Genomic DNA, 16,597 nt, shown 5'->3' on the forward strand with positions numbered 1-16,597 from the left:
TCGAGGACTTCTGCTTCATGGCCGTGCAGGAGCCCAACGTCTACGCGGGCCTGTCGGTGGTGATCGGCGGCCTGATGCACGCCCGCCCGAAGTTCTTCGCGAAGGTGATGGGCGAGCTGTTGTTCTGGGTCGGCGAGGACAGAATGACCTTCGGCAGCGACTACGGCATCTGGGAGCCGAAGTGGCAGGTCGAGGGCTTCGTCGACTGGCAGATGCCCGACGACGACGCATTCGCCGACTACCCCCGGCTGACCACGGCCGGGAAGAAGAAGATCCTCGGGCTCAACGCGGCGAAGCTCTACGACATCCCGGTGCCGCCGGAGTGCCGGCTGCCGACCTCGGCCGACGAGCAGGACACGCCGGGTGAGCAGCTGGTGACCGAGGCCGCGGCGGCCGGCTCGTCGTGACCGCGCCGACCACCGCGCTCGCCGAGGCGGTGTGGGCGGCGTTGGGCACGGTGCGCGACCCCGAGATCGACGAGCCGATCACGGATCTCGAGTTCGTGGCCTCGTGCACCGTGTCCGACGACGGCGTGGCCTCGGTGCGGCTGCGCCTGCCCACCTTCTTCTGCGCGCCCAACTTCGCGTGGCTGATGGTGGCCGACGCGCACGACGCCGTGGCGGCGGTGCCGGGGGTGGAGCGAGTCGACATCGCGCTCGAGGACCACTTCGCCGCCGCCACCATCAACGAGGGGGTCGCCGCACGGGCCGGGTTCGTCGCGGCGTTCCCCGGCGAGGCGCAGTCGGAGCTGGACGAGCTGCGGGTGGTGTTCCTGCACAAGGCCGCGCTCGCCGGGCAGGACCGGGTTGCCCGCCCGCTGGTGGACGCCGGGGCCACCCCCGAGGAGCTGGCCGCGATGCGGCTCGGCGACGTGCCGCCGTCGCCGGACCTCGACCGGCTGCGGAAGCGCCGCGAGGAGGTGGGGCTCCCGCACGGGCCCGACGCGCCGCTGCTGCTGCACCCGGACGGGGCGCCGGTGGCCGCCGAGCAGGTGCCGCTGCACCTGCGGCGGGCCCGGCTCACCCGGGTCGGCATCGAGGCGAACGGCCACACCTGCCGGGACCTGCTGGGCAAGCGGTACGCCATCTGACCGTCCCCTACCGGGGCTCGGCCAGCACCACCCGGAACCGGTTGCGGAGCAGGTAACCCCCGTTCCGCGTCCGGTTGGCGTCGAGGCGGGCGAGGACCGCGTCGCGGACCGCGTCCGGGCCGGCGACGGCGGCGGCCCCCCGCCCGATCCCGGCCTCGAGCACCGGGCCGACCAGCGCGTCCGCGTCCGGGTAGCAGAACTGGCACTCGACCTCGTCCTCGGCCCGCACCGCGAGACCGGCGAGCCCGACGATCTTGCGGAGGCGGGCCGGGTCGGTCAGCGGGGGCGGCCCGGACGGCGGCCTGCGGGGCGGGAGCCAGCGCGCGAGCGCCTCGCCGAACGCCCGGATGTCGCAGTCCTCCTCCCGCCCCCACGTGGTGACGGCGACCGCGGAGCCGACCCGGGCCGCGGCACGCAGCACCGCGAGCGGGTTCGCGACGTGCTGCAGCAGCTGCACGGCCACCACCAGGTCGAACGGACCGGGCGGCGGATCGTGCGCGTCCCCGGTCCGGAACTCGGCCCCGGGCACCGCGGCGGCGGCCGCGGCCACCGCGGAGCGGTCGACGTCGATGCCGACCACCCGCGCCCCGCGCGCCACCGCCGCCGCGGCGAACGTCCCCGGCCCGCAGCCCAGGTCCAGCACGGTCGTGCCTTCGCCGACCCCGGCGAGGTCGAGGACCCGGGCGTGGAGCGGGGCGCCCCACCCCGCGGGCCCTTCGGTCACCTCAGCCCCACACGTCCTGCGCCACGTCCACGATCAGGCGCAGCTTGGCCACCTGCTCCTCCATCGTGAGGGCGTTGCCCTCGACCGTGGAGGAGAAGCCGCACTGCGGGGACAGGCACAGCTGGTCGAGCGGCACGTACTTGGACGCCTCGTCGATGCGGCGCTTGAGGTCGTCGGGGTCCTCGAGCCGCCCGGTCTTCGTGGTGACGAGCCCGAGCACCACCTGCTTGCCGGGCGGCACGAACCGCAGCGGGGCGAAGCTGCCGGAGCGCTCGTCGTCGAACTCGCAGAAGAAGCCGTCGACGTCGAGCTCGTTGAACAGCGCCTCGGCCACGAAGTCGTAGCCGCCCTCCGCCGCCCACGCCGAGCGGTAGTTGCCCCGGCACATGTGCGTGGTGATCCGCATACCCTCGGGCCGGTCGGCGAGCGCGGCGTTGATCGTCTTGATGTAGCGGATGTGCGCGTGCTCGGCGTCCTCGCCCCTCGCCGCGAGCTGGGCCCGGTGGGCGGGGTCGTTGAGGTAGGCGAGGCTCGTGTCGTCGAGCTGCAGGTACCGGCAGCCGAGGTCGGCCATGGCGCGGATCTGCGCCGCGTAGGCGGCGGACAGGTCGCTCCAGAACTCCTCGACGTCCGGGTACACGGTGCGGTCGATCGCCGAGGTGCCCGCCCGGTAGTGGACCATGCTCGGCGACGGGATGGTGAGCTTCGGCACCGCGGAAGTGGTGGCCGAGGCGAGGAAGCGGAAGGCGTCGGCGAAGATCGGCTCGCGGAGGTGGACCTTCCCCCGGACGGCGAGCCCGGCGGTCGTGAAGGCCTTCTCCCCCTCCTGGTTGCGCATGACGACCTGCATCTGCTCGTCGGTCCGCTCGATCCCGCCGAGCTGGTAGATGAAGTCCATGTGCCAGGAGGTGCGTCGGAACTCCCCGTCGGTGGCCGCCTGCAGCCCGATCTCCTCCTGCATCGCCACCGCGTCGCGGATGGCCTCGTCCTCAACGGCGCGCAGGCCCTCGGCGTCGAGCTCCCCCTTGGCGAACCGCTCCCTCGCGGCGTGGAGCGCGGGCGGGCGAAGGAGGCTGCCGACGTGGTCTGCGCGGAACGGCGGTTCGGTGCGTCGCTGCATGCCCGGAACCTAACGCCGTGCGCCACCCCACGCCCAGGTGCGAGGCTGGGCGCGTGGATCACGGTCTGTTCACCTTCCTGACCGACTACGGCATCGACGGGCCCACGTTGGCGCGGGCGGCCGAGGAGCGCGGGTTCGCCGGGGTGTACCTCACCGAGCACACGCACATCCCGACGAGCCGGCGGACCCCGTGGTCGGGGGGCGCCGAGCTGCCCCGCCGCTACTCGCACACCTACGACCCGTTCGTGGCGCTGGCCGCGATGGCGGTGGTGACCGAGCGGATCGCGCTCGGCACGGCCGTCTCGCTGGTCCTCCAGCACCACCCGATCGGCCTCGCCAAGACCACGGCGAGCCTCGACCGCATCTCGGGCGGCCGGTTCGAGTTCGGCGTCGGACCCGGGTGGAACAGGGAGGAGATGGCCAACCACGGCGTCGACCCCCGCACCCGGACCAGGAGGATGCTCGAGCACCTCGCCGCGATCCGGGAGATCTGGACGCACGACGAGGCCGAGTTCCACGGCGAGTTCGTCGACTTCGACCCGATCTGGTCGTGGCCCAAGCCGCTGCGCACCCCGCCGGTGCTGATCGGCGGGGAGGGACCGACCGTGCTGGACCGGGTGCTGTCGCACGGCGACGGGTGGATGCCCCGCGTGGACGCGAACACCGATCTGGACGCGCTGGGCAGCCGGATCGCCGAGCTGCGCAGCCGCGCCGCGGACGCCGGGCGGGGGCATCTCCCGGTCGTCGCGTTCGGCGGGGTGGCGGACCGGGCGGCGGTGGAGCGGTACGAGGCCGCGGGGATCGACCGGGTGCTCTACGCGGTGCCGGACGCGGGCGCGGACGAGGCGCTGCGCGCGCTCGACGAGCTCGCCGGGTTGCTCAGCTGACCGTCGTGGTCCACGAACGCCGCGGCCTCCCGCACGACCCTGGCCAGCTCGCTGCGACGAGCGGTCAGCTCTGAGCGGGGAACGGTCACGCCGAGCGCACCGCGGACCGTGCCGTCCGAGCCGTGGACGGCCGCGGCGACCCCGGCCGTGTCCGGCCGGTGCTCGGCGGGGGTGACGGCGGTGCCGTCGGCGCGGATCCGGCCGAGTTCGGCGTCGTCGACGGAGTGCAGGAGCGGCGAGCGGGCCGTGAACTCGGCGAGCTGGCCCCGCGGCAGCTCCGCGAGCACGGCCTTGCCCGCGGCGGTCGCGTGCACGGCCAGGGTTTCCCCGACCAGCAGCGGGGCCGGCCGCGGGTGCTCGGCGCAGTCGTCGACGTGGGCCACGACGATCTCGAGGTCGCGCAGCAGCGCGAGGTAGGCCGCCCCGCCCAGGGTGACGTGCAGGTCGTGCAGCACCTCCCGGACCAGCGGGGGTGGGCGCATCTGCTCGGCGAGGCTGCGGTGCAGCTGCGCCACCCGGTGGCCGAGCCCGTAGCCGCGCACTTCCTGCAGGCGGACGAGGTAGCCCTCCTCGACGAGGGTGCCGATGGCGCGGTAGACGGATGGCAGCGGGATGCCGACGCGGCGGGCGATCATCTTGGCGGTGACCCCGTCACCCGCGGCGGCCACCGCCTCGATCACCCGCAACGCGCGGGTGACGGAGGTGCCGGTGGCGCGGTCCGGTGCCACGGGGTCGAGTGTCGGGTAGAACAAGCGACGACGACACCCACCGATCGGACGGGGAACCCGGATGGACGACGATGAACTGCACCGCCGGATCGGCGAGCTGGTGGCGGAGGAGCACCGGCTCGAGCGCGCCCACGTGGGCAAGGCGCTCTCGGAGGCGGAGCAGCAACGGCTGCACGAGCTGGCGGTCCAGCTGGACCGCTACTGGGACCTGCTGCGGCAGCGCGACGCGCGCCGCCGCGCCGGTCTCGACCCGGACGGCGCGCAGGAGCGCTCCGCCGACGTCGTGGAGGGGTACCGGCAGTAGCCAGTAGCCCGTGCAGATCACACCGGTTACCCCGGACCGGCTCGTCGACGAGGTGGCCGAGCTGGTCGACGCCCACCCGGGCCGGGTGCGCCTCGCGGTCGACGGCCCGCCGCCCACGCGCCCGCTCACGCTCGCCGAGCGGGTGGCCGACGTGCTGCGCGTCCGGGGCCGCTTCGCGGTGGTCGTGAGCGCGGGCGACTTCCTGCGGCCCGCGTCGCTGCGGCTGGAGTTCGGCCGGGAGAACCCGGACGAGTTCCTCGACCGCTGGCTCGACGTGGGCGGTCTGTGCCGTGAGGTGCTCGATCCGGCCGGCCCCGGCGGCTCGGGCCGGGTGCTGCCGCGCCTGTGGGACGCGGCGGCCGACCGCGCCCACCGCGCCGCCTACACGCAGCTGCCCGACGACGGCGTGGTGCTGCTCGCGGGCGCCCTGCTGCTGGGCCGCGGCCTGCCGCTGGACCTGGCGGTGCACCTGCGCATGTCGGAGGCGGCGCTCGCGCGGACCCTGCCCGCCGAGGAGCGCTGGACGCTGCCCGCCTACGCCCGCTACGCGGAGGAACGGTCCCCGGACAAGCACGCGGACCTGGTGGTGTACTCCGACCACCCCGACCGCCCGGCGATCCGCCGCTGAGCGGCCCGCCGGGCGCGATGATCATTCCTTATATATAGGGCCGCGGAAGCGGTGCGGCACCGCGCCGCCGGCCGGTGCACCCGATCGGCTGCCCACCAGGTTCCCCCGACCGCTCGTCGGCTACCCACGGTCGTGGACTGGACCCACCCCCCAACCCATGATCGGATGAGCGCGACCGCCCCGAGGCGAAGCCGAAGGGCCCGAGCGGACCACACGTGCTGGAGGCGCGAACGAGAGGACGGACGAGGAGCCGGAAGCGAGATAGCTCGCCAAGGCGACCCACGACCCACGGCGCCCCCAGAACAACACCGATGCTCACCGACCGGGAAGCGCCACCAGGCGCGAACAGCCCTCGCTGGTGGGCCCATCAGAGGCCACGCACCGAAGGAGCGGAGGAGGAGAACCCGAAGCGACCCGACGAACCCAACACGCCCACAGGAATCGGGGTCCGGGGGCGAGCCCCCGGCTGGGGGTCTGGGGGGCTGGGCCCCCCAGAACAACACCGATGCTCACCGACCGGGAAGCGCCACCAGGCGCGAACAGCTCCCGCTGGTGGGCGAGGAGGGAGTTGAACCCTCACGTCCTTCCGGACACACGGACCTGAACCGTGCGCGTCTGCCATTCCGCCACTCGCCCTGGCAGTTGAAAGCTAGCACGGGGGTGGAAGGGGGTTGCGGGCGGGCCCCTGGTCGGGGGGCGGCCGATGTCCGACTAGCACAGATACGATCGGTACTGCCAGCAACACGCCGATGCGAACGGAGGAAGATCGGTTGGGCCGCGTCGACAGGTTCGAACGCCGTCTCCAGGGACTGGTGGGCGATGCCTTCGCGCGGGTCTTCGGTGGCAGCGTCGTTCCCCAGGAAGTCGTGCAGGCGTTGCTCAGGGAAGCCGAAGGCAACCTCCAGCAGCTCGCGGGCGGGCGCGTACTCGCGCCCAACCGGTTCACGGTGCTGCTCAGCCCCGCTGATCTCGCTCGCATGGGGGGTGACAGGGCGGAGATCGTCGAGTCGCTGTCCAGCTCTGTCACCGAGCAACTCGCCGACCAGGGATGGGACACCTACGGCGAGGTCGTAGTCTTCCTGGAGCGCTCCGATGCGCTGCACACGGGACAGTTCCGCACCCGCTCGACCGTGGACCCCGACGCTTCCCGCCGGGACGCCATCCGAGCACGCGACGCAGGAGAAGCACCCATGAGCCAGCAACCGGGCCACCCCGAGGAGAACGGGCAGTACGGATACGACCGTGGCGCCCCCGGATACGGGCAGCAGCAGACGTACGCTCCGCCGGCGTACGACCAGCGCCAGGGGGGTTACGACCAGGGCGAGCCCGGCCAGCCGGGCTACGGCCAACAGGGCGGCTACCCGCAGGGCGGCTACGGCGGCCCCCAGGGTGGCGGCTACGACCAGGGCTACGGCGGCCAGCCGGGTTACGGCGGCCAGCCCGGCGGGGGCTACGGCGGCCCGCAGGGCGGCGGCTACGGCGGCCAGCCGGGTGGCTACGACCAGGGCTACGGCGGCCAGCCGGGCGGCTACGGCGGCCCCCAGGGCGGCGGCTACGACCAGGGCTACGGCGGCCAGCCGCAGGGCTACGGCCAGCCGGGCGGTTACGGCGGCCAGCAGCAGGGCTACGCCCCGGGCGGGTACGACCAGGGCTACGGCCAGCAGGGCGGCTACCCGCAGCAGTACGAGCAGGGCTACGACGGCGGTTACGACCAGGGCTACGGCGGCCAGCAGGGCGGCTACGGCGGCTACCAGCAGCAGCTGACGGCCACGCTGCAGCTGGACGACGGGTCGGGCCGCACGTACGACCTCACCCAGGGCACGCACATCATCGGGCGCGGGCAGGACTCGTCGTTCCGCCTGCCGGACACCGGTGTGTCGCGGCGCCACCTGGAGATCAGCTGGGATGGTCACACCGCGACGCTGACCGACCTCGGCTCGACCAACGGCACGACCGTCAACGGCAACCCGGTGCAGACCTGGCAGCTGAGCGATGGTGATGTCATCCGGGTCGGGCACTCGAGCCTGGTCTTCCGCACGCAGTAGTCGGGCGTGCCGGACCGGGGTGGGAGCAGCCGGGCGGGGTGGTCCCCGCCCGGGGACAGCGGGTCGGCCGAGCCGGCGCGTCTGGAGAACCAGAGAACGGAGTTCGCCGCCAGTGCCGGAGTTGGTGCTGCAGCTGACCAGGGCGGGGTTCCTCGCCCTCCTGTGGCTGTTCGTGCTGGTCGCGCTCCGCGTGGTGCGCTCTGATCTCTACGCCGCTTCCGGCCTGCGGGCCCTGCTCCCCGGCGGCGCGGACAAGGGTCGCGTGCGCCGGGGCCGCACCCCGAGCTACCTGATCGTGACGCAAGGGGCGCTGGCGGGTACGCGTATCTCGTTGTTGGACGACCGGCCGATCCTGATCGGTCGGGCCGACGACTCCACGTTGGTGCTCGACGACGACTACGCCTCGACCCGCCACGCCCGCATCGCGAAGCGGGGTACCGATTGGTACGTCGAGGATCTCGGGTCGACGAACGGCACCTACCTCGACCGGGCTAAGGTCACCGGACCCACCCGGGTACCACCCGGTGTCCCTATCCGCATCGGCAAGACGGTGATCGAGCTTCGATCATGAGCCGGCGCACGATGTTCCGCCGGCCGCTCTGCCCTGGACGTACTGTCGGAGCGCCGAGATGACGCTGGTCCTGCGCTACTCCGCCCGCAGCGACCGCGGGCTCGTCCGGCAGAACAACCAGGACGCCGTGTACGCCGGCCCGCGGCTGCTGGCGCTGGCGGACGGGATGGGCGGGCACGCCGCGGGCGAGGTGGCATCGTCCCTGGTGATAGCCGCGCTCGCCCCGCTCGACGAGGACGACCCCGGCGACGACCTGCTCGGCCAGCTGCGCAACGCCACGGTGGCGGGCAACGCCGCGATCACGCGGCACGTCGCGGAGGCCCCCGACCTGGAGGGCATGGGCACCACGCTCACCGCGATCCTGTTCGCGGGCAACAAGCTGGGGCTGGTGCACATCGGCGACTCGCGCGCCTACCAGCTGCGCGACGGCGTGCTCACGCAGATCACGAAGGACGACACGTTCGTCCAGTCGCTGATCGACGAGGGCCGGATCACCGAAGAGGAGGCGCTCACGCACCCGCAGCGGTCGCTGCTGCTGCGGGCGATCACCGGGCAGGAGGTGGATCCGTCGCTGACGATCCGCGAGGCCCGGGCGGGTGACCGGTACCTGCTGTGCTCCGACGGGCTGTCGGGCGTGGTGAGCGACGAGACGCTCCTGGAGACGCTGCTGGCGTACCGGGACCCGCGGGAGTGCGCCGACCGGATGATCGAGCTGGCCCTGCGGGGCGGCGGCCCGGACAACATCACGTGCATCGTGGCCGACGTCGTCGACATCGACTTCGGCGAGGACGCCCCGATCGTGGGCGGCGCGGCGGGCGACGGTTACGAGGACGGGCCCCCGCCCGACTCGGCGGCGGCCCGCGCGTCGGCCACCACGCTGACCCGCACGGCCCCGCAGCGGATCGTGCCGGTGCAGGCCGCGCCGGAGGCGCCGCGGAGGCGGCCGCTGCGGCTGGCGCTCGCCGTGGTGGCGGTGCTCGCCGTGCTCGTCGCGGGCGGGTTCCTCGCGCGCATGTGGGTGATGCAGCAGTACTTCGTGGGCGCCGACGGCGAGCAGGTCGCGATCTTCCAGGGCGTCAACGGCGACGTCCTGGGCCTTCCGCTGTACTCGGTGGCCGAGCGCAGCGACATCGCGCTGAACGACCTTCCCGAGAGCGAGCGCAGCCAGGTGCGCGACGGCATCCTCACCGACGACGGGTTCGACGGCGCCCGCCAGCTGTTGGACCGGTTGCGCGACCGGCGGCTCGAGCCGTGCCCGCCACCCCAGCCGGTGCAGCCGGTGGAGCCGGCGCAACCCCCGGCGCAGCCGGGCGTCGATCCGAACGTGCAGGACCCCAACGCGCCGGTCGATCCCAACGCACAGGCCGACCCCGACGCGCAGGCCGACCCCAACGCGCAGCCGGACCCGAACGCGCAGCCGCCGGTCGACACGACCCCGCTGCCGACGCCTGTGCCCGAGCCCGGGACGACGTGCCGGTCGGTGAGCTAGATGAGAGTGCCCGAGCCCCGCACGGGGGCGCCGCCGTCAGGCCCGGCGCCGCTGCCGACAGGGCGCGGCATCGAGCTGGTGCTGCTCGCGTTCGCCGCCGTACTGGTCACGAGCGCGCTCGCGCTGGTGGAGGCCAACCAGGAGCAGGAGCTCACGCAGGCGTTGCTGTGGGTGGGGTTGGCCTACCTCGCGCTGTTCACGCTCGCCCACCTCGCGGTGCGCCGGTTCGCCCCCTACGCCGACCCGTTGATCCTCCCGTGCGTCGCGCTGCTCAACGGGCTCGGCCTGGTGATGATCCACCGGCTCGACCTGGCCCGGCTGGAGCGGGCGCTGGCGGCCGGGCGCGACGCCCCGGTGGAGCTGGTCTCGCGGCAGATCGCGTGGACGGCGATCGGGCTCGCCCTGTTCGTCGCCGTGATGTGGGTCGTCCGCGACCACCGCACGGTCCTGCGCTACTGCTACACGGCCGGGTTCGCCGGCCTGGTGCTGCTCGCGCTGCCCGGCCTGCTGCCGTCGTCGATCTCGGAGGTCAACGGCGCGAAGCTGTGGATCCGCATCGGCGGGGTGGGCATCCAGCCCGGCGAGTTCGCCAAGATCCTGCTGATCGTGTTCTTCGCGGCCTTCCTGGTGCAGAAGCGCGAGCTGTTCAGCACCGCGGGCAAGCACTTCCTCGGGATGGAGCTGCCGCGGGCGCGCGACCTCGCCCCGCTGATCGTGGCCTGGGGCCTCTCGGTGGGCGTCCTGGTGCTCGAGCGCGACCTCGGCACCTCGCTGCTGTTCTTCGGCATCGTGCTGGTGCTGCTGTACGTGGCCACCGAGCGGGTGTCGTGGCTGCTCATCGGCCTGTCGTTCTTCCTCGGCGGCTGCGTCATCGCCTACCAGCTGTTCGGGCACGTCCGGGTTCGCGTGCAGGTGTGGCTGGACCCGTTCGCCGACTTCGAGAACACCGGCTTCCAGATCGCGCAGGCGCTGTTCGGGTTGGGCACCGGCGGCGTCGGCGGCACCGGCCTCGGCGCCGGGCGGCCCGACCTCGTGCCGTACGCCGAGAGCGACTTCATGCTCTCCTCGCTCGGTGAGGAGCTCGGGCTCATCGGGCTGGCCGCGATCCTGATCATCTACCTGATCCTGATCACGCGCGGGCTGCGCAGCGCGCTCGCCGTGCGGGACAACTTCGGCAAGCTGCTCGCCACCGGGCTGTCGTTCACGCTGGCGCTGCAGGTCTTCATCGTCATCGGCGGCGCGTCGAAGCTGATCCCGCTCACCGGCCTCACGCTGCCGTTCCTGTCCTACGGCGGCTCGTCGCTCGTCGCGAACTACGCGCTCGTCGCGCTGCTGCTGCGCATCTCCAACGCCGCACGCGCCCCGCTGCCGCGCAGGCCGGCCGCGCCGCGGCCGCCGATCGCGGAGGCGGGTACCGAGCTGGTGGAGCGGCCGTCGTGAACACCCCGGTGCGCCGCGTGGCCATCGCCGTGATGGCGATGGTCCTTCTGCTGATGGGCAACCTCACCTACGTTCAGGTGGTGCAGGCGGGCGAGTACCGCAGCGATCCGCGCAACCAGCGGGTGCTGCTGGCCGAGTACTCGCGCAAGCGCGGCCAGATCAGCGCGGAGGGCCAGATCCTCGCGAGCAGCATCGAGACCGACGACCGCCTGCGCTACCTGCGCCAGTACTCCAACGGCCCGATGTACGCGCCGGTCACCGGCTTCTACTCGATCACCTACAGCTCGAGCGGGATCGAGCGGGCCGCCGACGCGGTGCTCAACGGCAGTGACGACCGGCTGTTCGTGCGCAGGCTCTCCGACCTGATCACCGGGCGGGACCCGAGCGGCGGCAACGTCGTGCTCACCCTGGACCCTGCGGTGCAGCGCGCCGCCTACGAGCAGCTCACCGAGCGCGGCTACACCGGGGCGGTGGTGGCGCTGCGGCCGCAGACGGGTGAGATCCTCGCGATGGTGTCCACGCCGTCGTACGACCCGAACCGGCTCGCCAGCCACGACGCCGACGAGCGGATGGCGGCATGGCAGGAGTTCAACGAGGCCGACCCGCCGGTGCTGACCAACCGGGCGATCTCCGAGACCTACCCGCCCGGCTCGACGTTCAAGCTGATCGACGTCGCCGCCGCGCTGTCGAGCGGCCGCTACACGCCCGACAGCCAGCTCACCGCTGCCCCGGCGATCACGCTGCAGGGCACGAACACCCAGATGCAGAACTTCAACGGCAACGCCTGCGGCACGGGCGAGACCGCGAGCCTGCGCGACGCGCTGCAGCGCTCGTGCAACACCGCGTTCGCCCAGCTGGCCGCCGAGCTCGGCGAGCAGGCGATCCGCGAGCAGGCCGAGAAGTTCGGCATCGGCACGAGCGACCTGCGGGTCCCGATGCCGGTCGCGACGTCGACGCTCGGGCCCATCCCGGACGTCGCGGCCCTCCAGCAGTCGAGCATCGGGCAACGCGACGTCGCGCTCACCCCGCTGCAGAACGCCATGGTCGTCGCGGCCATCGCCAACGGCGGGGTGCTGATGCAGCCGTACCTGATCAGCCAGATCCAGAGCCAGGACCTCCAGCCGGTCGAGACCACGAACCCGGACCGCATCTCGCAGGCGATCTCCCCGTCCGTGGCGCGCACGCTGACCGAGATGATGGTCAACAACGAGAACAGCTACTCGGGGAGCGGCAAGATCACGGGGGTGCAGATCGCGGCGAAGACCGGCACCGCAGAGCACGGGCCCAACCCGCAGGCCGTGGCGCCGCACGTCTGGTACGTGGCGTTCGCCCCGGCGGACGACCCGCAGGTCGCGGTCGCGGTGCTGGTGGAGTCCGGCGGCGACCGCAGCAACCTCGCGGCCACCGGCGGCACGGTCGCCGCGCCGATCGGGCGGGCCGTGATCCGCGCAGCGTTGGGGCGGGACCGGTGACCGTCCTCGCCGCGGGTCAGAAGATCGACGACCGCTACCTGCTCGAGCGCCGCATCGCCGTCGGCGGCATGGGCGAGGTCTGGGAAGCCTCCGACACCCGGCTGGGCCGCAGCGTCGCGGTCAAGGTGCTGCGCCCGGAGCTGGGCGACGACCCGGAGTTCCTGCACCGCTTCCGCATCGAGGCGCGCACCGTCGCCTCGCTGGACAACCCGGGCATCGCGGCGGTGCACGACTACGGCGAGGACGAGGGCCCGAACGGCAGGCGCACGGCGTACCTGGTGATGGAGCTGGTGCGCGGCGAGCCGCTGTCGACCATCATCGCCCGCGGTCCGCTCGACGCGGACGAGACGCTGCGGCTGATGGAGGACGCCGCGTGGGCGCTGCAGGCCGCGCACGAGCGCGGGTTCGTCCACCGCGACGTCAAGCCGGGCAACATCCTCGTGCGCTCCGACGGCGTCGTGAAGCTCACCGACTTCGGCATCGCGAAGGCGGCCGACGCCGTGCCGGTCACCCGGTCGGGCATGGTGATGGGCACCGCCCACTACATCGCCCCCGAGCAGGCGAGCGGGGCCGAGGCGGGCCCGGCGAGCGACGTCTACTCGCTGGGCATCGTCGGCTACGAGTGCCTGGCGGGCCACCGCCCGTTCCGCGCGGACAGCGCGGTCGCGGTGGCGATGATGCAGGTCAGGGAGGCGCCGCCACCGCTGCCGCCGAGCGTGCCCGCCGGGGCGCGCGAGCTCATCGAGGCCGCGCTGGTCAAGGATCCGACCAAGCGCTACGCCAACGGCAGGGAGTTCGCGCTCGCCATCGCGGCCGTGCGCCGGGGCGAGCCGCTGCCGCCGGTCGGCTCGCTGTCCGACACCGCCGCGCCGCCGCGGACCCCGTCGAAGCCGGCGCGCGCGGCCACCCCCACGCCGAAGCCGACCCCGCCGTCGGCCCCGGCCCCCGTCCCGCCGTCGTCGCCGCTGCCGGCACCGATCCCGGCGCGGCCGACCCCGCCCCGGCAACCGCGGCCCGCGCCGGCCCCGCAGGCGGCCCGGCCCGCGCCCGCACGCCGCCCACCACCGGATCCGGGACCGGCGCGGCGACCCCAGCCGGCCCCGGCGAGCAGGCGTCCCACGGCGGCACCGCCGGCGCAACGCGCGTCGTCGCAATCGTTCCGGCTGCAACCGAAATCGTCGGGGCGGAGCCTGCTGCTCGTGCTGTTCGTGCTGCTCACCCTCGCGGCCGTCGCGGTCGGGATATTGTTGTTCCAAGGGGGACTCGCCCCCGTCGGCGCGGTCAATCCCGCACCGCAGGGTGCCGGACCCGGTACGGTGACGGGTCAGGAGGGCGTCTCGACCAGTTCGGCGGTACCCGGCGGGCTGCTCTCCCTGGTGATCGTCACGGGGAGCGTCCGGTGAACCCGTACAACCGACGGCCTGGCGCTGCGGTGGCCGCCAGGCCATCCCACTGGGCGATGCGGCCCGGCATGATGTCCGAACCATCCATGACACCCAGGAACCGGCACCGATGACCACCCCCCGACTGTTGTCCGAGCGCTACGAACTGGGCGAAGTGCTCGGTTACGGCGGCATGTCCGAGGTGCATCGCGGTCTCGATACGCGGCTCGGCCGCGACGTGGCCGTCAAGGTGCTACGGGCCGACCTGGCGCGCGATCCGCAGTTCCAGATGCGCTTCCGCCGCGAGGCGCAGAACGCCGCGGCGCTCAACCACCCGGCCATCGTCGCCGTGTACGACACGGGCGAGGTGCAGAGCGAGTTCGGGCCGTTGCCGTACATCGTCATGGAGTACGTCGACGGGCAGACGCTCCGCGAGATCGTCAAGACGCAGGGCCCGCTGTCGCAGCGGCAGGTCATCGAGGTGATGGCCGACGTCTGCGCCGCCCTCGACTTCAGCCACCGCCACAACATCATCCACCGCGACGTCAAGCCGGCGAACATCATGATCAACAACGCCGGCGCGGTCAAGGTGATGGACTTCGGCATCGCCCGCGCGCTCGGCGAGGGCCAGAACGTCACGCAGACCGCCGCGGTCATCGGCACCGCGCAGTACCTGTCCCCCGAGCAGGCGCGCGGCGAGGCCGTCGACGCGCGCTCGGACGTCTACGCCGCGGGCTGCGTGCTCTTCGAGCTGCTCACCGGCGAGCCGCCCTTCACCGGCGACACGCCGGTGGCCGTGGCGTACCAGCACGTGCGGGAGGAACCGCGGCGCCCGTCGGAGCTCAACCCGAGCATCCCGTCGACGCTCGACGCCGTGGTGCTCAAGGCGCTGTCGAAGAACCCGCTCAACAGGTACCAGTCGGCGGCGGAGATGCGCGCCGACCTGGTGCGGGTGCGCAACGGGCAGAACCCGATGGCGCCGCTGGTGATGAGCGACGACGAGCGCACCGCCATGCTCGCCGCGAGCCCCACGGCCGCCACCCGCCGGATCAGCGGCCGCCAAGCGGCGGCCCCGGCGGCGGAGTACGACGACTACTACGACGACGAACCGCCGCGCCGCAGCACGGCCAAGACGATCGGGATGACCATCGCCGCGGTGCTGGTGCTGGGGATCGTGGGTTTCGTCGCCTACCAGATCTTCAGCGGTCCTCCCGCACCGCGCACGGTGTCGGTGCCCGCGGTCGCGAACATGTCCGAGACCGACGCCCGCAACCAGATCATCGCCGCGGGGCTGCGCGTCGGTGAGACGCAGACCCAGGAGTCGACGGTCGAGCAGAAGGACCTCGTGATCAACACGAACCCGCCTGCCGGCACGGTCCTCAACGAGCGGGACGTGGTCTCGCTGATCGTCGGCGGCGGGCCCGCGAACGTCACCGTGCCCCGGCTCGAGGGCATGACCCTGCAGGAGGCCCAGGCCGCCCTGGAGGCGGCCGGGCTCGAGCTCGGCGCGCAGACCCAGCAGCCGACCTCCGACCCGTCCCTGGTCAACCACGTCATCGACTCCACGCCGAAGGCGGGGCAGACGGCCCAGGGCGGCGACTCGGTCGCGGTGATCATCGGCATCCAGCAGACGGGCGTGCGGATCCCCGACGTGTCCGGCCAGGAGCTCGACGACGCGGTGGAGGCCCTGCGCGACGCCGGACTGGACCCGCAGCGCCCCAGCGACTCGAAGGACTCCGACCGGGTCCGCGGCACGGATCCGGCCGCCGGCCAGACCGTGCCGGAGGGCACCGAGGTCGAACTGCTCACCGGCGACGACGACGAGGCCACGATGCCGGATGTCGTGGGCCTGCGCGAGGAGCAGGCGATCGACCGCCTCGAGGATCTCGGGTTCAGCCGCGTGCAGGTCCGGCAGGAGCGGGTGTCGAACGAGTCCGACGACGGCCGCGTGATCGAGCAGTCGGTCCAGCCGGGCCGGGAGGTCTCGACCGACCAGCAGATCACCCTGACCGTGGGCGAGACCGGTGGGCTCATCAACTGATCCGCAGACTCCGGGGGAGGCCGGCGCCATGCGCGTCCTCGTCGTCGACAACTACGACAGCTTCGTCTACAACCTCGTCCAGTACCTCGCCCAGCTCGGGGCGCAGGTCACGGTGCGCCGCAACGACGAGGTCGACCTCGACGAGCTGGACGACGTCGACGGCGTCCTCGTGAGCCCCGGCCCCGGCACGCCCGAGCGGGCCGGGTCGAGCATCGAGGTGATCCGGCGCAGCGCCGACCGCGCCCTGCCCGTGCTGGGCGTCTGCCTCGGCCACCAGGCCATCGGGGTCGCGTGGGGCGGCGTCGTCGAGCGGGCGCCGGAGCTGCTGCACGGCAAGACCTCGCTCGTCCACCACGACGGCACCGGGGTGCTCGCGGGCCTGCCGAACCCGTTCGTCGCCACCCGGTACCACTCACTGTCCATCCGGCCCGACACGCTGCCGGACGCGCTGGAGGTCACCGGCCGCACCGAGGGCGGCGTGATCATGGCGGTGCGGCACCGCGAGCTGCCCGTCGTCGGTGTCCAGTTCCACCCCGAGTCGGTGCTCACCGAGGGTGGCCACCGGCTGCTGGCCAACTGGATGGCGGCCGCGGGCCACCCGGTGCCCGAGCCCACCGTGGAGGCGCTCACCGCGGAGACCGCCGCGGTCACCGCCAGCGCCTGAGCACGGGTTTCC

General features: G+C 73.1%; 16 protein-coding genes and 1 tRNA gene. 13 read left to right on the plus strand and 4 right to left on the minus strand.

The annotated features are described in order from the left end of the window. Together VKZ81_RS07720 and VKZ81_RS07725 are read left to right on the plus strand one after the other, a co-directional pair. On the plus strand, positions 1 to 407 hold a 407-nt coding region (locus VKZ81_RS07720; RefSeq protein WP_324240752.1), incomplete at its 5' end, for an amidohydrolase family protein. Next, a complete protein-coding gene (locus VKZ81_RS07725; protein WP_324240753.1) occupies positions 404 to 1,090 on the plus strand; it encodes an iron-sulfur cluster assembly protein in 687 nt (228 codons plus the stop codon). The genes VKZ81_RS07720 and VKZ81_RS07725, both read left to right, overlap by 4 nt. Before the next feature lie 7 nt (positions 1,091 to 1,097). Here the strand turns inward: VKZ81_RS07725 and VKZ81_RS07730 are convergent, their stop codons facing one another. Together VKZ81_RS07730 and VKZ81_RS07735 are read right to left on the minus strand one after the other, a co-directional pair. Then, entirely contained in the window at positions 1,098 to 1,814 is a 717-nt protein-coding gene (locus VKZ81_RS07730; protein ID WP_324240754.1) for a class I SAM-dependent methyltransferase, read from the minus strand. 1 nt (position 1,815) lies between these two features. Beyond that, positions 1,816 to 2,934: a 5-methyltetrahydropteroyltriglutamate--homocysteine S-methyltransferase gene (locus VKZ81_RS07735; RefSeq protein ID WP_324240755.1), complete on the minus strand. Its 1,119-nt coding sequence runs from the start codon at positions 2,932 to 2,934 to the stop codon at positions 1,816 to 1,818. Positions 2,935 to 2,987: 53 nt separating this feature from the next. Between VKZ81_RS07735 and VKZ81_RS07740 the strand changes: the two genes are divergently transcribed. Further along, the gene (locus VKZ81_RS07740) at positions 2,988 to 3,821 is read left to right on the plus strand and encodes an LLM class F420-dependent oxidoreductase (RefSeq protein WP_324240756.1); all 834 of its coding nucleotides are present in this window, start codon (positions 2,988 to 2,990) and stop codon (positions 3,819 to 3,821) included. On the opposite strand, the gene VKZ81_RS07745 is transcribed toward VKZ81_RS07740, so the two are convergent. Further along, positions 3,749 to 4,549 carry an IclR family transcriptional regulator gene (locus VKZ81_RS07745; protein WP_324240757.1) on the minus strand — a complete coding sequence of 267 codons (801 nt, stop codon included), beginning with the start codon at positions 4,547 to 4,549 and terminating at the stop codon, positions 3,749 to 3,751. The two genes, VKZ81_RS07740 and VKZ81_RS07745, sit on opposite strands and share 73 nt — an antisense overlap. Positions 4,550 to 4,610: 61 nt before the next feature. On the opposite strand from VKZ81_RS07745, the gene VKZ81_RS07750 reads away from it, so the two are divergent. Both VKZ81_RS07750 and VKZ81_RS07755 read left to right on the plus strand, forming a co-directional pair. Next, positions 4,611 to 4,853, plus strand: coding sequence for a DUF2630 family protein (locus VKZ81_RS07750; RefSeq protein ID WP_324240758.1), 243 nt, complete (start codon positions 4,611 to 4,613; stop codon positions 4,851 to 4,853). Positions 4,854 to 4,863: 10 nt separating this feature from the next. After that, positions 4,864 to 5,481 (plus strand): nucleoside/nucleotide kinase family protein, encoded by a 618-nt coding sequence (locus VKZ81_RS07755; protein ID WP_324240759.1) that lies wholly within the window; start codon positions 4,864 to 4,866, stop codon positions 5,479 to 5,481. A 550-nt stretch (positions 5,482 to 6,031) separates the two neighbouring features. Here the strand turns inward: VKZ81_RS07755 and VKZ81_RS07760 are convergent. Next, positions 6,032 to 6,117, minus strand: a tRNA-Leu gene (locus VKZ81_RS07760). 134 nt (positions 6,118 to 6,251) lie between these two features. Here VKZ81_RS07760 and VKZ81_RS07765 point away from each other — a divergent pair. From VKZ81_RS07765 to VKZ81_RS07800, 8 genes are all read left to right on the plus strand, one after another. Then, positions 6,252 to 7,526 (plus strand): FHA domain-containing protein, encoded by a 1,275-nt coding sequence (locus tag VKZ81_RS07765; protein ID WP_324240760.1) that lies wholly within the window; start codon positions 6,252 to 6,254, stop codon positions 7,524 to 7,526. 112 nt (positions 7,527 to 7,638) lie between these two features. Continuing rightward, on the plus strand, positions 7,639 to 8,097 hold the full coding sequence (locus VKZ81_RS07770) for an FHA domain-containing protein FhaB/FipA (protein WP_324240761.1): 459 nt from the start codon (positions 7,639 to 7,641) through the stop codon (positions 8,095 to 8,097). Positions 8,098 to 8,155: 58 nt separating this feature from the next. After that, positions 8,156 to 9,586, plus strand: coding sequence for a protein phosphatase 2C domain-containing protein (locus VKZ81_RS07775; protein WP_324240762.1), 1,431 nt, complete (start codon positions 8,156 to 8,158; stop codon positions 9,584 to 9,586). Next, on the plus strand, positions 9,587 to 11,026 hold the full coding sequence (locus VKZ81_RS07780; RefSeq protein WP_324240763.1) for an FtsW/RodA/SpoVE family cell cycle protein: 1,440 nt from the start codon (positions 9,587 to 9,589) through the stop codon (positions 11,024 to 11,026). Next, positions 11,023 to 12,498, plus strand: a complete 1,476-nt coding sequence (locus VKZ81_RS07785) for a peptidoglycan D,D-transpeptidase FtsI family protein (RefSeq protein ID WP_324240764.1) — start codon at positions 11,023 to 11,025, stop codon at positions 12,496 to 12,498. Before VKZ81_RS07780 ends, VKZ81_RS07785 begins: the two co-directional genes overlap by 4 nt. Continuing rightward, positions 12,495 to 13,901 (plus strand): serine/threonine-protein kinase, encoded by a 1,407-nt coding sequence (locus VKZ81_RS07790; RefSeq protein WP_324240765.1) that lies wholly within the window; start codon positions 12,495 to 12,497, stop codon positions 13,899 to 13,901. Before VKZ81_RS07785 ends, VKZ81_RS07790 begins: the two co-directional genes overlap by 4 nt. A 109-nt stretch (positions 13,902 to 14,010) precedes the next feature. Further along, a complete protein-coding gene (gene pknB / locus VKZ81_RS07795) occupies positions 14,011 to 15,921 on the plus strand; it encodes a Stk1 family PASTA domain-containing Ser/Thr kinase (RefSeq protein ID WP_324240766.1) in 1,911 nt (636 codons plus the stop codon). A gap of 28 nt (positions 15,922 to 15,949) precedes the next feature. Beyond that, positions 15,950 to 16,585 carry an aminodeoxychorismate/anthranilate synthase component II gene (locus VKZ81_RS07800; protein WP_324240767.1) on the plus strand — a complete coding sequence of 212 codons (636 nt, stop codon included), beginning with the start codon at positions 15,950 to 15,952 and terminating at the stop codon, positions 16,583 to 16,585. Positions 16,586 to 16,597 lie beyond the last annotated feature (12 nt).

The sequence above is a fragment of the Pseudonocardia sp. genome (genome assembly GCF_035305885.1).
Taxonomy (GTDB): Bacteria; Actinomycetota; Actinomycetes; order Mycobacteriales; family Pseudonocardiaceae; genus Pseudonocardia.

Excerpts from the sequence above, each read along its gene's own strand:
- VKZ81_RS07735 (WP_324240755.1), bottom strand. The coding sequence starts at position 2,934 with ATGCAGCGACGCACCGAACCGCCGTTCCGCGCAGACCACGTCGGCAGC.
- VKZ81_RS07750 (WP_324240758.1), top strand. The coding sequence starts at position 4,611 with ATGGACGACGATGAACTGCACCGCCGGATCGGCGAGCTGGTGGCGGAG.
- VKZ81_RS07775 (WP_324240762.1), top strand. The coding sequence starts at position 8,156 with ATGACGCTGGTCCTGCGCTACTCCGCCCGCAGCGACCGCGGGCTCGTC.
- VKZ81_RS07780 (WP_324240763.1), top strand. The coding sequence starts at position 9,587 with ATGAGAGTGCCCGAGCCCCGCACGGGGGCGCCGCCGTCAGGCCCGGCG.
- pknB (WP_324240766.1), top strand. The coding sequence starts at position 14,011 with ATGACCACCCCCCGACTGTTGTCCGAGCGCTACGAACTGGGCGAAGTG.
- VKZ81_RS07800 (WP_324240767.1), top strand. The coding sequence starts at position 15,950 with ATGCGCGTCCTCGTCGTCGACAACTACGACAGCTTCGTCTACAACCTC.